Below are 13,142 nucleotides of genomic sequence, written 5' to 3'. Positions count from 1 at the left end.
ATGGTTGATGAGGACTTTGCCTGGCGGCTTGCGCAGGAGCTTGTGCGGATCGACAGCTCAGACCCGGGCGCGTATGAGGATGAAATTGAGCGCTTCATTAAGAGGCTCATTGAGCAGCAGCTGGCACAACTTGATAGTTCTGCGCTCGATGCCGTGCAGATTGAGGAGCTCGAAGTGCTGCCCGGGCGCCGCAACCTTAAAGTCACCGTGCCGGGCCAAAGCGACGAGCCGCGGCTGATCTATATCTGCCACATGGATACCGTCACCTTGGGCGATGGCTGGGACGCAGACATCGCACCGCTTGGGGCGGTTGTGCGCGACGATAAACTCTATGGCCGCGGTGCCTGCGATATGAAGGGTGGCCTGGCCTGCGCTATTGCCGCACTGATCCATACGCTCGAGCGCGTGGCGGCGGATGGCGCGTTGCCCCGCCGCGGCTTTTCGCTCATCTGCTCGGTCGACGAGGAAGACTTTATGCGCGGCTCAGAGGCCGCGATCGATGCCGGCTGGGTCGGCTCGCGTGAATGGGTGCTGGACACCGAACCCACCGACGGACAGATTCAGGTGGCGCACAAGGGGCGCACGTGGTTCGAGATTGAAATGGCTGGCGTAACGGCGCATGCGAGCCAGCCGTGGAAGGGCGCGGATGCCGTCGCCGCCATGGCCGAGGTCGTGTGTTCGCTCCGTCGCGTGTTTGTGGCGCTGCCCGCGCACGATGAACTGGGGTCTTCGACCATCACGTTTGGCCAAATCGAGGGCGGATATCGCCCCTATGTCGTGCCCGACCGCGCCAAAGTCTGGGTCGACATGCGTCTGACCCCGCCGACCGATACGGCCGCCGCGACGCGCATGGTAGAGCAGGCCATCGCCGTCGCCGAAGCCGCCGTTCCCGGTTGCCATGGCAGCTACACCGTGACGGGCGACCGCCCCGCCATCGAGCGCGACCCGAACCCTCCCCTTCTAGCAGCGCTCAAGCGTGCCGCCGATGACGTGACGGACGCGGACACGACCGTCGGCTTCTTTACCGGCTACACCGACACCGCCGTCATTGCCGGCAAGACAGGCAACCGCAATTGCATGAGCTACGGTCCCGGGTCGCTCGCGCTCGCACACAAGCCCAACGAATATGTGCCCCATGCCGATATCGTTCGTTGTCAGCAGGTGCTAATCGCGCTCGCCGATAACGTGCTCTGGGACGCAAGCGGCCAAGTTGGGGCATAATAAGCCGCGAACAAACCGACTCGTGCGTTAGGACCGCCCATGAAAGCACTTCCGTTTCCCTGCATCCGCCCGGCTCAGGACCGCGTACTCGAGGCGCTGCCTGCAATGGGCAGCATCCTGAGCGGCAACGATGCTCTGCGCGGAGCCCTTGCCGATGGCCTGATGCTCAAGGACCCGGGTGCGGCGTATTACGTGTACGAATGCTCGGGCGAGCCGGGACGCGTGACGGGTGTCGTGGCGATCTGCCCGACGAGTGTACTTGCGGACGGCAAGGGCGATGCCAGCGCCGACGTGGCCGCCGCCGCGCGCGCGATCGCCGAGCTCAAGGTGCAGCCGCGCCCCGTGTCGCTCGCCTACGAGGCCTCGCCCGTCATGGATATCATCCTGGGCGCCGCCAAAGAGGGCGCGTCGCTCTACGCCGTCACCGACCCCGCGGGCGTCACACATCGCGTGTGGGAGGTCAAGCGCGAGGACGCCGTTGCCGCCATCCGTGCCATGCTCGATCAGGCGCCCGACCCGGTGTTCGCCGGTGACTCCGCCTATGTCGCCGCACTGGCTGGGGCATCGCAGATTCTGGCCGACGAGGCCCGCGCTGCCGGCGCCTACTCTGGCAAAGAGCCGTTCAACTTTGCTGTAGCCGTGCTGTTCCCCGCCGCGCAGGTCAGCGGCAGCGCGCCGCAGGTTCCGACGGGTCTGCTCACTCACCAGGTCTCACGGTTCTAGCAAGACCAGACCGCCCAGCACAAAAATCGGCAGCTCAACAAACAGGGGGCGGAGATGCAGCAGGTACATGCATCTCCGCCCCTTTTGCGTCGAGAAGTAAGTCGGCGACCCGCACCGCCACGCCCAAACTACCCGCGCTGCGGACCCGCGGCAGCCACGAGCGGCTCAAGCCCCAGCTCGCGCGCGTAGTCTTCCTGCGTAAAGATCTCAACCAGTTCAAACGTATCGGTCGTATCGTCAAACACGAAATGCAGCACCGAGCAGTTGCCCGGCACGCGCTCGCGCTCGTCGGCCTCCGTGCCCTTCACGTGATCCAAAAACTCCTTGATGGCCGACCCGTGGCTCACCGCGAGCACGCACGAATGGTCCGGGCGTCGCATAAGATCGGTCAGCGTCGTCACCATGCGCTCGCGCACCTGCATCTGGCCCTCGCCGCCAAACTGCCGATAGAAGTCGCGCCACGGGCGCTCGGGCATAAGCATCACGCGCTCGGCCTCAAAGTCGCCAAAGAACCACTCACGCAGGCCGTCCAGGCGCTCGTACGCCAAGCCCGGCCACAAGTTGGCGATAGTCTGCTCGGTGCGATGAAGCGTAGAGGTGTAGGCATGATCGGGCTCAATGCCGCGCGCACGTAAAAACATGCCGGCGCGCGCCGCCTGGTCGCAACCCAACTGCGTAAGCGGCGAGTCACTCCACCCCTGAATGATACGCTTAAGGTTGTATATCGTCTGTCCATGACGGACCAGATACAGATCTTTATTCATAGGGGTCCTTTCGTTCGTTACCAACCCAAGAGCGAAAACGCCCCGTCGCAATAGCCAAAATGAAGCACGGCACCGTTGTCGGGTAGCTCTCCCCCGCCAGTCACATACTCAAGAAACTCCTGGCAGGCTGAGCCGTGGGAAACCGCCAGCACGCAGTCGTGCTGCGGCCGGGCCATAATACGGGACAGCGCCGCGACCATGCGCGACTGAAGCTGCACTTCCGACTCGCCGCCAAAGGCCACCGGATAATCGCCCCAGGGCTGCGGCGGCATCTCGCGATTTGATGTGCCCTCCAGCGAGCCAAAATGCCACTCACGCAGGTCATCGACCAGCTCAATGGAACGGCCCTCGCCAACGATAAGCTCGGCCGTATGCCGCGCCCGGCCCAACGGCGAGGAATACACATGATCAAAGGCCACGCCACGCGCCGCAAACGCCGTACGCGCCGTCAGCGCCTGCTCGCGCCCGCGCGCCGTAAGCGGCGAATCGTGCCAGCCCTGCAAAATGCTCTGCACATTGAGCTCAGTCTGCCCATGCCGCACCAAATACAGATCTGCCACACGCTCTCCCCTCGTACCACCACAAAGGGGACAGGCACCTTTGTGGTGGTTTACCGTCTGATCACGCCGCGGTGACGCTCAGCTACACCAGCACGTCGGCGAGCGGGCGCTTGGGTACGTGGTGCACCTGCGCATCGTCACGCCAGTAATTAATTGAGCCGTCGGGGTTGGAATCGATCGCATCGATCATCTGCGTCTCGGCCGGCACGCCAAAAGCCATGATCAGCTTGAGCTCATACTTGTCGTTATCGAGCCCCATAGCATCGATCGCGTGGGGCGTAAAGGCCTTGAACATGCAGGCTGCCACCTCGGGCGTGGCGCTGCGAGCGGCGAGCATCATCGTCTGCGCGGCAATGCCCGTGTCGACCTCGGTGATGGGCGCGGCGGGCTTACCCGGAACAGCGCGCTCGGCAAGAATCGCGATGTAGCCGGTCGGACGCTCGCCCTCGGCAGGACCCGACCAATCCTTAAGCGCGCCGGCCCATGCAAGCTCATCAAATACACGCGCGCAATCCTCGGCACCGCTCACCACATGAAAACGCAGACGCTGAGCATTGGCGCCGCAGGGAGCCAGGTGCGCCAGTTCCGCCAGCTCGAGCAAAAACTCGCGCGGCACGCGCATGGACTCGTCAAAACGGCGGCACGTACGGGCGCGGCGGACCAGCGCGTCAAACGTGTCCAGGCCAAGCTTTTCGCAACCTTGCTTTGCCATCGATTCGACACTCGACGGTGCCTCGGGAACTGCTTCGTTCATAGGGACCCCCAATACAAGCCAATTGTCCTTAGGAAAATCTAACCTAAAACGTAGGCAATAACGAACAGGGCTGCAATGTTCTACACCTGTTGAATAGAAAATCGCGACGTGGGGAACAACGGAAACAATTCGGGGCCTTTGGGTTACGTTTCGCCCTCCCCGACCCATACGTCAGCGCCCTTAGGGGATACTGGTTGTAACGATCAAGGCTTACGCCGCACGGAAAGGAGACTTATGGGCATCTTTAAGAACGATGATCAAAAATCGAGCCAGTTTGGATTTGACGAGAAAAGCATGGCGGGCAAAGCCGTCAAGGCCGTACGCTGGATCTACGCCATCACGGGCGTCTTAGCACTCATTGCTGGTATCGCGCTGCTTTTTGCACCTGCCAAGTCCCTCGTCTTTTTGACGACTGTCCTGGGTTTTTACTTTGTAATCACTGCTGCCATCAGACTATTCACTGCCATTTTTGAGCCGCTGCTGCCCACCGGCTGGCGCGTGACGAGCATCATCTCCAACCTACTCATTATCTTGGGCGGCGTCATAATCCTGCGCAACCAGGCCTTCTCGACCGCGACGCTCACCACGATGGTGGTTATCGTGGCCGGCTTTGGCTGGATTGTCGAAGGTGTCATGTCCATTCTGGAGTCCGAGCTTTCGTCCAACCGCGCCCTCGCTATCCTGAGCGGCGCACTTTCCATCATCGCCGGCATGTTCGTGTTTATCTATCCGCTGTGGTCGGCCAAGATGCTCGTCATCTTTAGCGGTGCCGCGCTGCTGGTGTTTGGCGTGACGCTCATTGTTCGCGCCATTCAGTTTGGCAAACTGGTGCGCTAGATGCCAAAGACGCTCTTTATTGATGCCGACGCCTGCCCGGTCACGCGCGAGTCGATTGACTGCGCGCGGCGGGCGGGCGTCGCCGTTGTTATCGCCGGCAACAGCACGCAAAACCTGGAACGGCACATTCGCCGCGACGACCCGCGCGATGCCGAGCACGCGCGACGCGGCTTTTGGATCACGACGCTCGACGTGAGCGTGGGCGCCGACAGCGCCGACTTTGCCATTGTCGAACGCCTGCAGGCGGGCGACGTGGTCGTGACGCAGGACATTGGCTTGGCGAGCATGGTGCTCGGGCGCGATGCCGCCGCCATCGGTGTGCGCGGGCGCGTGTACGACAAGGCGACTATCGACATGCAGCTGTTTATTCGCCACGAGGAAAAGAAGGTACGCCGCGCCGGCGGACGCACTCTCGGTCCGGCAGCATTTACCAGCGAAGACCGCGCCCGCTTTAAACGCAACCTCACCGAGTTGCTGCACTAACCAAGGTAGATTTTTGAGACATGCCTAAAATCTACCTTTTTGTTTTGAGCGGTGTGAGCGCTCGGAATCCATGGCTCAACAAAAAACGGGCTTCAAAATGCCATGCGTCGCCGCATTGCGCAGGCGCTGAGCATGGCTATTTGAAGCCCATTTTTTAGGCCTACTTAGAGGCCAACGGCGGAGAGGATGAGGCCCCAGCCAGCGCCGATGACGTACATCATGATCAGGAACACGGCATTTTCGCGGGCGCTGCGGTTGGTGCGGAACAGCACCAGATAACCCACGCCGGCGGAAATGAGCGTGCCGGCGAGCATCGGCGCCAGTTGCAGCGCGCCTTCCAGATACAGCTGTGTAATGACCACGCTCGCCGAGCAATTGGGAATCAGCCCGACAAGCGCCGAACCCAGGACAGCGAGTGTCTCGTTGCCGCGCAGGAACTGCTCGATCGCGGACTCGCCGAACGTCTCGAGCACGGCGACCAGAATCAGCGTCACCAGAAAAATGAATACCGAGACCTGCACGGTGTGCGAGATCGCACTGCGGATGATCGACAGGACAGGCGTCCCTTCGTGGGAGTGAGAGTGACCGTGACCATCATGGTGTTCATGTTCGCCCTCATGACCGTGATCGTGGCCATGTCCGTGTTCGTGCTCGTCCTCGTCTTCATCACAACCGCAATGGTCGCGCTCGCACAGCTCGTGGATGTGGTCGGCGCTCACGCCTGCCTCGGCCACCTCGTCGATGATGTCACCGCCGCTGTGGTCGTCGTGCGCGCAGTTCACGTGGGCCGGGTTGGCCGAGGTTCCCAGCACGGTACGGCGAATCGCCGCGTGCGCGCGGGCGTTACGGCGCAGGCCGCGAATGGCAGCGTCCACGATAAAACCCGTGACCAGTGCGATCAGCGCTTTCGAAGCCAAAAGCATCGCCATAGTCTGCACGGGAACCTGCTCGGCAAGCAACAGCGGCAGCATCTCATCGGAGGTCGAAAGGAACACCGCCACCAACGTGCCCAAGGTCACGACACGGCCGGCGTACAGCGTTGCTGCCATGGCCGAAAATCCGCACTGCGGCACCATGCCCAGCAGCGAGCCAACCACGGGACCCGCAGCGCCGGCGCGCTTGATAGCGCCGTTGACGCGGTCGCCCGCAACGTGCTCAAGTGTCTCGAGAGCAAGATACGTCACCAACAAAAACGGCAGCAGCGACAGCGTGTCCTTGCCGGCGTCGAGCAGAATATCAATCAGTAAATCCATGACGGATGGAACCTTTCGTGTCTTTCGGCAGCATTGTAAAAGTCCTAGCGGTCAACTAGGGTATTGTAGTTGTCCCGGGCGCGGTGCCAATAGTTGCCTATGGTAAACTATCATCTCGCCATAACTCAGTAACCTCGAGCCGCACAACGCGGCCCGTCCAAGGAGTAGCATATGAACGTATCGCAAGCACTCGAATACGAGCGCCAGCCGTTTATCCCCATGTTTATCTACGGCGACCACGGCGCCATGGAGTCCGAGCGCCAGAAGGGCGAGGAGGCCCTCAAGGTGCTCGAGACCGAGTACTTTACCGCCGAGGGCGACCCCGGCTTCGACTTTGCCACCGTGCGCGACCTGGCCGACCGCAACCGCGACCTGTGCGACCAGATTGGCGAGGCGCGTCTGCGCAACGTGACGCCCGCGACGCTCTCGCGCGGCCTGTCCGATGCCGACACCTGCGCCGCCATCGGCAAGATGCAAAAGCGCACCGCCGCGTCCGTTATGCGCGAAATCCGCGGCGACCGCGACGCGCTCGGCGTGGCCTACGCCCGCAAGCCCATCCAGGGCACCGTGCTCGGTATCGACATCGAGACCACCGGACGTGCACCCGAGCGCGGCTATATCATCAACGTGGGCTGGGAGATCATGGAGCTCACCAGCGACGCCGTCCCGCATGACGCCGAGGCACACTACTGCGGCCTGCCCGACATCTACCGCGGCGAAGATGTGCCGCTGTCGAATATCCACCACATTACTTGGGACGACATCGACGGCAAAACGCCCTTCCGCGAGAACAAGGAGCTGCAAAAGCAGCTGCTCAAGCTTATGAAGAAGTACCCGTACATGGCGCATAACGCCGCCTTTGAGGACAGCTGGTTCAAGATTCACCTGGACGGTTACGCCGAGGCACGCCGCGCGGGTAAGATCATCGTCATCGACTCGCGCCAGATCTGCCGCAGCCTGGACGCCGACGTGCGCTCGCTCCCCCGCGAGTCCGCCCCCGCCGCGCTCGAGAACTGGGCACGCCGTCGCGGCACCCTCGCGCCCGACGCCAACGAGCAGCATCTGGGTCTGGACGACACCGACCTCATGCTCCGCACGGTACAGGCCGAGTTCAACCTCAAGAACCTATTCGCGAAATAGCAACGCCTGCGACAAACACTACTTGCTCACGAGCGGCCTCGCAGCGGGAAACACCGCAGCGGGGCCGCCCTACGTTCCACAGATAGATCTGCCATCACAAATTCTGAACCCTCATTTTGAACGATTTCGGCCAATTCCCGACACGTAATTCGTTGTCGGATGGTGATGCATCGATATCAAATGTGCAGCAATTGAGTTTTTATATGCTATAGCTAAGCTGCGATAACATTGATTTTAGGCGTGCCAACCCATAATTGCGTCAAGCTTTTGGACAGCATTTGGTTAGGCCCCTAAAACGACTTTCCCACTCAGCGCCATCAACACGGCATTAGCTGACACGATATATACCATGAGTATCGTATTGTCACATACCACTTCAAAAGCGGTCTACCAGGCCGCGCATTCGGCGTCTGCGAAAGACACCGAGCCCTGTAACCCTGCCGCGATTTATGGATCATGTCCCACCGGAACGCTCCTTGACGCAGCCGCAGAATGGCTCACCAAACACGATGTTTCTCTCGACGCAAATGATTGCCTCGAGGTAATGGTGTTTGATCGCAGGAATGCGCGCTATGCACTGAACTGTCAATGCCACGTTTCGTCAAAACGATTCTCGAACTCACGCTTTATAGAGCTCAAAGATGGCATCTTTATTGTTGGCGTTGAGCTTTGCGCACTTCAGGCCGCCACCTATCTCCCTTTTCGCGAACTGGTGGAGTACTACTTTGAATTGTGCGGCGTTTACTCCCTTGGAACCGACTCTTCCACCTCCTATATCGAGCGTTTCGCGCTCACCTCGACCGAGAGGTTAAAACAGTTCTTTAATTCCATTACCAGATGCGACGGTCTGGCCCTTGCCCGAAAGGCGATCCAATATGTGCGCGACGGATGCCGGTCTCCTATGGAAACGGCCTTTGTCATGATGCTAACGCTGCCCAAAAGCGAAGGAGGGCTTGGTATTAAGGGAATTGAGACCGATTACGAGGTGCAGGTCACCGCTGCCGCAAAGAATCTCACGAGACGCAATAAGTTCTTTATGGATGCGTATCTAAAGAAATCTCGCACAGACATTGAATACAACGGGTTTTATCATGACGCGGAAGAAGACCGCGCCATCGATGAGGAGCGCAAGAATGCGCTTGCGTCCATGGGATACGGAATCATCACCGTCAGTCGTTATTCCTTTATGCATGCTAGCGCTTTCGTTAGGGTCATGGAGGCGATCCAACGGAAAGAGGGCATACGCCCCTCGCGTCTGCCAAAAGACTTTCAAATCATGCAAGAGGACCTGAGACAGTTTGTGCTCAGAAGGTTTATAGAAGAGAAAAAGCGAATTCAGAAGCAGCTTCGCCAGGATTCCGAAGATCGTCAACGAATCGACCTCGAAAAAGCAACACTCGAAGGTATCGCGCTGGATGACCCGACAATAAATGAAGTTCCGGCAATCGATGACATGCAGACTGTCGAATCCGACAGCCCATCATTTGCCCAAATAAGCAGCCTCGCGCCCGAGGGCAGAATCTTCGGGGCCGGAAGCTAGACCGACTAACAAGGTGGGTACCCTAGTGATGTGCAAAATTGCGAGTATTCAGCAGGGTCGGCCCTCCAGCACCCACAAGTTAATCCAAATGAGAAACAAAAACGCTATCGAACGAGAACGTTAGGCAACATTTGAGGAAGACCTTGTCTGTTTGCCGCCCTTGGATAACTCTTGAGCGGCTTTATTTGGCCTGGAATAGATTAACGGACCCCCTATAGTTGCAGAATACTCCAATTTTTGCACGGCGCGGGGGCACCCACCCCGGCATCGGCTATCAAAACCGCTCAGTCCGGAATCTCGTCCACTATTCCCCATCATTTTGTGCGACGAATTACCTGAACGTCATTGACATATGAACATGCGCTCATATAATCGGAAGTAAGTTATATGAGCGCATGTTCATATGAAAGGATATTGCAATGAGCGGCCACGCTGATGAAACAAAGACTGGCATCGAGGCCACCGAGCCGATCGTCCCCACCACCTGCTCGCCCGAGGACCTTCCCGACGAGGAGCTTCTCTACGACCTTGCCGACCTGTTCAAGGTCTTCAGCGACACCACGCGCATCAAGATTCTCTATGCCCTCATGGGCCGCGAGCTCTGCGTGGCCGACATCGCCGAGGCGACCGCAACCTCGCAGTCTGCGGTGTCGCACCAGCTGCGCACGCTTAAGCAGTCGCACCTGGTCAAGTTCCGCCGCGACGGCCGCAACATTCTCTACTCGCTCGCCGACGATCACGTCTACACCATGCTTAACCAGGGCATGAGCCATATCTGCGAATAGCAATCAACCACGGTATCAGCGCGGCCGGCACCCAGACCGCTAACACAGGGAAAGGAACCCACCATGAAAAAGCAGTTCAAGCTCGACGAGATCGATTGCGCCAACTGCGCGCGTGAACTTCAGGACGAGCTGGCTAAGCTCGATGGCGTCAAGTCCGTTTCGGTCAACTTTATGACCCAGAAGCTGACGCTCGAGGCCGACGACGCCAAGTTCGACGAGGTCCTGGACCGCGTCGTTGAGTTCACCGCCGACGCCGAGCCGGACTGCGAGATCATTCTCTAACCCGCGCATACGTTGACCTGCGAGGCCGCGCTTGCCGCGGCCTTTGCTCGCGAAATTATATGAGCGAGTGTTCATAAACTCAAATGAGAGGTTTGAATCATGACAGCCGCCGATCCCAAAAAGAAAAAGAAGAAGCGCAAGAAGAAAGAGTCCCTTGAGCATAAGCGCAACCGCATCCTGGTAGCACTGGGCATTTTTGCCGTTGTTTATGCCCTCGACGAGCTCGGCGCCCTCACTATCGCATTTGGGGAGCCCGGCAACATCTACGCCAGCTTTGTGCTGTTCCTCGTGCCGTTTTTGATTGCCGGCTACGACGTACTGCAAAAGGCATTCAATAACATCCGCCGCGGCAAGGCCTTCGACGAGAGCTTCCTCATGGCCGTCGCGACCATCGGCGCGTTTGCCATGGTGCTCTTCCCCGACACCGACCCGCACATGGCCGAAGGCGCCGCTGTCATGCTGTTCTACCAGGTCGGCGAGTTGTTCCAGGCATACGCCGTGGGCAAGAGCCGCAAGTCGATCAGTGCCATGATGAACATCGCGCCCGACTACGCTAACGTCGAGCAAGCCGACGGCACACTCGAACAGGTCTTTCCCGATGACATCGCCGTCGGCACCGTGATCGTGGTCAAGCCCGGCGAGCGCGTGCCTATCGACGGCGTCATCGTCGAGGGCGAAACCCAGCTCGACACCGCCGCACTCACGGGCGAGTCGGTCCCCCGCCCGGCCAAGACCGGCGACGATATCATCAGCGGTTGCATCAACATGACGGGCCTCATCCACGTGCGCACCACCAAGCCCTTTGGCGAGTCAACCGTCGCGCGTGTTCTGGAGCTCGTGGAGAATGCCAGCGAAAAGAAGGCGCGCACCGAGAACTTCATCACGCGCTTTGCCCGCGTCTACACCCCCGCCGTCACTGGCGCTGCCGCGGTGCTCGCGCTTGGCGGCGGCCTGGTGACTGGCGCTTGGTCCGATTGGATCCTGCGCGGCCTGACCTTCCTGGTCGTCAGCTGCCCGTGCGCCCTCGTGATCAGCGTACCGTTGAGTTTCTTTGGCGGCATCGGCGGCGCGTCCAAGCTGGGCGTTCTCATCAAGGGCTCCAACTACCTCGAGACGCTCGCCGACGTGGACACCATCGTCTTCGACAAAACGGGCACCCTCACCAACGGCACGTTCTCAGTCGTCGCGGTGCACCCCGAGGCTGGCTATACCGAGCAGTCGCTGCTCGAAGTCGTAGCCCTTGCTGAGTCGTTCTCCGATCACCCCATCGCGCAGTCCGTGCGCGACGCCTACCAGGGCGAGGTCGACCCCAAGCGCGTGAGCGACTCCGCCAACGACGCGGGCCACGGCGTGACGGCAACCATCGACGGCAAGCACGTCGTCGTTGGCAACGCCAAGATGCTCGGCGCGGCCGGCGTTGAAGCACCGGACTGCGAGGTTGTCGGCACGATCCTCCACGTGCTCGTTGACGGCGTGTACGCCGGCCACATCGTGATTGCAGACACCGTTAAGGCCGATGCGGAGCAAACGATTCGCGACCTGCATGCCGCCGGTATCAACCGCACCGTCATGCTCACGGGCGACCGCGAGGAGGTTGCAGCGTCTGTGGCCAAGCAACTCGGTCTCGACGAGTTCCACGCGCAGCTCCTGCCGGGCGACAAGGTCGAGCGCGTTGAGGCACTACTCGCGGCCGAAAGTGGCAAGGGCAAGCTCGCCTTTGTCGGCGACGGTATCAACGACGCGCCTGTGCTTACGCGCGCCGATGTGGGCATTGCCATGGGCGCCATGGGCTCCGACGCCGCGATCGAGGCCGCCGACGTGGTACTGATGGACGACAAGCCGTCCAACATTTCCCGCGCGATCCGCGTGGCGCGCAAGACCATGACGATTGTTTGGCAGAACATCATCTTTGCGCTGGGCATTAAGCTGCTGATTCTGGTGCTTGCGGCACTGGGCATCGCCAATATGTGGCTTGCCGTCTTTGGCGACGTGGGCGTGGCGATCATCGCCATCCTGAACGCCATGCGCGCGATGGGTGTCAAGAACCTGTAGCGCTCGTGGTCCCTCCGGCCGGGACCGGGCTTGGTTTTGAAAACGTCCTCGCGCATGAGGCCCGTCTTTCCTGCTCCTGCGGAGCAACGGAAAGACGGGCCTCGCGCTGCGGAGTGTTTTCAAAAACCAAGCCCGGTCCCGGCCTGCGGTAACGTTGCTGGCGGTTCTTGGGCATCGCTTGCTGGCGGGGTTCCTTGTCTGAGTTGGACTTGGTTGGCGGGGCTACTGGTCCCGGTCGCTGTCCCGTCCCAGCATCGCCCTCAGCTTCTCGAAGCTTTCCTCGCTCAGGCAGTGCTCCATGTGGCAGCCCTCTTGCGACGCGACCTCAGCCGAAACACCCGCATCCTCCAGCAGCCCCACGAAAAAGCAGTGACGCTCCCACATTTGGCGAGCGACCTCCAGACCACGCTCCGTCAGATGAACGTCGCGCTTGCCCATTTCGACATAGCCGTTGCTTTCCAACGTCGCCATGGCCTTGGAAACGCTCGCCTTGGTTACGCCGAGGTACTCCGCAACGTCGATCGAGCGCACGATGCCCTGACGTTCCGATAGAACGTAGATCGATTCGAGATAGTCTTCTCCGGATTCACGCAGGGCCATGGGCCGCCTTTCGCGATGGCTTCTAGTTAGCCTTTGGATACTTTTGCTTGATTTACTTTACCGCAAAAGTTGCCCATGTCTTACTACTTTGCCTAAAAGTTAGCCGTGTTTCACAAAACATGCGGGACGAAAACAAAATGGGGACGCC

General features: G+C 60.0%; 14 protein-coding genes. 9 read left to right on the top strand and 5 right to left on the bottom strand.

From position 1 onward, the window contains the following. Together DXD39_RS03010 and DXD39_RS03005 are read left to right on the top strand one after the other, a co-directional pair. Nucleotides 1–1,221 carry a M20 family metallopeptidase gene (locus tag DXD39_RS03010; RefSeq protein ID WP_117803074.1) on the top strand — a complete coding sequence of 407 codons (1,221 nt, stop codon included), beginning with the start codon at nt 1–3 and terminating at the stop codon, nt 1,219–1,221. A gap of 39 nt (nt 1,222–1,260) precedes the next feature. Continuing rightward, nucleotides 1,261–1,944: a DUF1015 family protein gene (locus tag DXD39_RS03005; RefSeq protein WP_117803073.1), complete on the top strand. Its 684-nt coding sequence runs from the start codon at nt 1,261–1,263 to the stop codon at nt 1,942–1,944. A gap of 128 nt (nt 1,945–2,072) precedes the next feature. Here DXD39_RS03005 and DXD39_RS03000 read toward each other — a convergent pair whose 3' ends face one another. The 3 genes from DXD39_RS03000 to DXD39_RS02990 form a co-directional block, all read right to left on the bottom strand. Next, nucleotides 2,073–2,708, bottom strand: coding sequence for a histidine phosphatase family protein (locus tag DXD39_RS03000; protein ID WP_117803072.1), 636 nt, complete (start codon nt 2,706–2,708; stop codon nt 2,073–2,075). 17 nt (nt 2,709–2,725) lie between these two features. Then, nucleotides 2,726–3,268, bottom strand: coding sequence for a histidine phosphatase family protein (locus tag DXD39_RS02995; protein WP_055252053.1), 543 nt, complete (start codon nt 3,266–3,268; stop codon nt 2,726–2,728). Between the two features lie 82 nt (nt 3,269–3,350). Continuing rightward, nucleotides 3,351–4,022: a nitroreductase family protein gene (locus DXD39_RS02990; RefSeq protein ID WP_158563751.1), complete on the bottom strand. Its 672-nt coding sequence runs from the start codon at nt 4,020–4,022 to the stop codon at nt 3,351–3,353. Nucleotides 4,023–4,256: 234 nt separating this feature from the next. Between DXD39_RS02990 and DXD39_RS02985 the strand changes: the two genes are divergently transcribed. Together DXD39_RS02985 and DXD39_RS02980 are read left to right on the top strand one after the other, a co-directional pair. Beyond that, complete coding sequence (locus DXD39_RS02985) at nt 4,257–4,859, top strand: HdeD family acid-resistance protein (RefSeq protein WP_117773002.1); 603 nt, start codon at nt 4,257–4,259, stop codon at nt 4,857–4,859. Continuing rightward, a complete protein-coding gene (locus tag DXD39_RS02980; protein WP_117803071.1) occupies nt 4,860–5,342 on the top strand; it encodes a DUF188 domain-containing protein in 483 nt (160 codons plus the stop codon). Nucleotides 5,343–5,506: 164 nt separating this feature from the next. Here the strand turns inward: DXD39_RS02980 and DXD39_RS02975 are convergent, their stop codons facing one another. Beyond that, nucleotides 5,507–6,595, bottom strand: coding sequence for a putative manganese transporter (locus DXD39_RS02975; protein ID WP_117803070.1), 1,089 nt, complete (start codon nt 6,593–6,595; stop codon nt 5,507–5,509). A gap of 171 nt (nt 6,596–6,766) precedes the next feature. Between DXD39_RS02975 and DXD39_RS02970 the strand changes: the two genes are divergently transcribed. From DXD39_RS02970 to DXD39_RS02950, 5 genes are all read left to right on the top strand, one after another. Next, nucleotides 6,767–7,735: a 3'-5' exonuclease gene (locus DXD39_RS02970; RefSeq protein ID WP_117766893.1), complete on the top strand. Its 969-nt coding sequence runs from the start codon at nt 6,767–6,769 to the stop codon at nt 7,733–7,735. Nucleotides 7,736–8,084: 349 nt separating this feature from the next. Further along, complete coding sequence (locus DXD39_RS02965; RefSeq protein WP_117803069.1) at nt 8,085–9,275, top strand: hypothetical protein; 1,191 nt, start codon at nt 8,085–8,087, stop codon at nt 9,273–9,275. 419 nt (nt 9,276–9,694) lie between these two features. Further along, complete coding sequence (locus DXD39_RS02960; RefSeq protein WP_233541087.1) at nt 9,695–10,060, top strand: helix-turn-helix transcriptional regulator; 366 nt, start codon at nt 9,695–9,697, stop codon at nt 10,058–10,060. A gap of 63 nt (nt 10,061–10,123) precedes the next feature. Next, nucleotides 10,124–10,342 (top strand): cation transporter, encoded by a 219-nt coding sequence (locus tag DXD39_RS02955; RefSeq protein WP_055252067.1) that lies wholly within the window; start codon nt 10,124–10,126, stop codon nt 10,340–10,342. A 99-nt stretch (nt 10,343–10,441) separates the two neighbouring features. After that, the gene (locus DXD39_RS02950) at nt 10,442–12,394 is read left to right on the top strand and encodes a heavy metal translocating P-type ATPase (RefSeq protein WP_199572090.1); all 1,953 of its coding nucleotides are present in this window, start codon (nt 10,442–10,444) and stop codon (nt 12,392–12,394) included. A 222-nt stretch (nt 12,395–12,616) separates the two neighbouring features. Here the strand turns inward: DXD39_RS02950 and DXD39_RS02945 are convergent, their stop codons facing one another. Next, nucleotides 12,617–12,994, bottom strand: a complete 378-nt coding sequence (locus tag DXD39_RS02945) for a metal-dependent transcriptional regulator (protein WP_117735915.1) — start codon at nt 12,992–12,994, stop codon at nt 12,617–12,619. Between the last annotated feature and the right edge of the window lie 148 nt (nt 12,995–13,142).

The organism is Collinsella sp. TM04-29, assembly GCF_003466565.1.
Lineage (GTDB): Bacteria > Actinomycetota > Coriobacteriia > Coriobacteriales > Coriobacteriaceae > Collinsella.
The sequence above is the reverse complement of the archived record's forward strand: the minus strand, read 5'-3'. Positions and strand labels throughout refer to the sequence as shown.

Coding starts and splice junctions, on each gene's coding strand:
- DXD39_RS02945 (WP_117735915.1), bottom strand. CDS start 12,994: ATGGCCCTGCGTGAATCCGGAGAAGACTATCTCGAATCGATCTACGTT.
- DXD39_RS02970 (WP_117766893.1), top strand. CDS start 6,767: ATGAACGTATCGCAAGCACTCGAATACGAGCGCCAGCCGTTTATCCCC.
- DXD39_RS02965 (WP_117803069.1), top strand. CDS start 8,085: ATGAGTATCGTATTGTCACATACCACTTCAAAAGCGGTCTACCAGGCC.
- DXD39_RS03000 (WP_117803072.1), bottom strand. CDS start 2,708: ATGAATAAAGATCTGTATCTGGTCCGTCATGGACAGACGATATACAAC.
- DXD39_RS03010 (WP_117803074.1), top strand. CDS start 1: ATGGTTGATGAGGACTTTGCCTGGCGGCTTGCGCAGGAGCTTGTGCGG.
- DXD39_RS02950 (WP_199572090.1), top strand. CDS start 10,442: ATGACAGCCGCCGATCCCAAAAAGAAAAAGAAGAAGCGCAAGAAGAAA.
- DXD39_RS02955 (WP_055252067.1), top strand. CDS start 10,124: ATGAAAAAGCAGTTCAAGCTCGACGAGATCGATTGCGCCAACTGCGCG.
- DXD39_RS02960 (WP_233541087.1), top strand. CDS start 9,695: ATGAGCGGCCACGCTGATGAAACAAAGACTGGCATCGAGGCCACCGAG.
- DXD39_RS03005 (WP_117803073.1), top strand. CDS start 1,261: ATGAAAGCACTTCCGTTTCCCTGCATCCGCCCGGCTCAGGACCGCGTA.
- DXD39_RS02975 (WP_117803070.1), bottom strand. CDS start 6,595: ATGGATTTACTGATTGATATTCTGCTCGACGCCGGCAAGGACACGCTG.
- DXD39_RS02985 (WP_117773002.1), top strand. CDS start 4,257: ATGGGCATCTTTAAGAACGATGATCAAAAATCGAGCCAGTTTGGATTT.
- DXD39_RS02980 (WP_117803071.1), top strand. CDS start 4,860: ATGCCAAAGACGCTCTTTATTGATGCCGACGCCTGCCCGGTCACGCGC.
- DXD39_RS02990 (WP_158563751.1), bottom strand. CDS start 4,022: ATGAACGAAGCAGTTCCCGAGGCACCGTCGAGTGTCGAATCGATGGCA.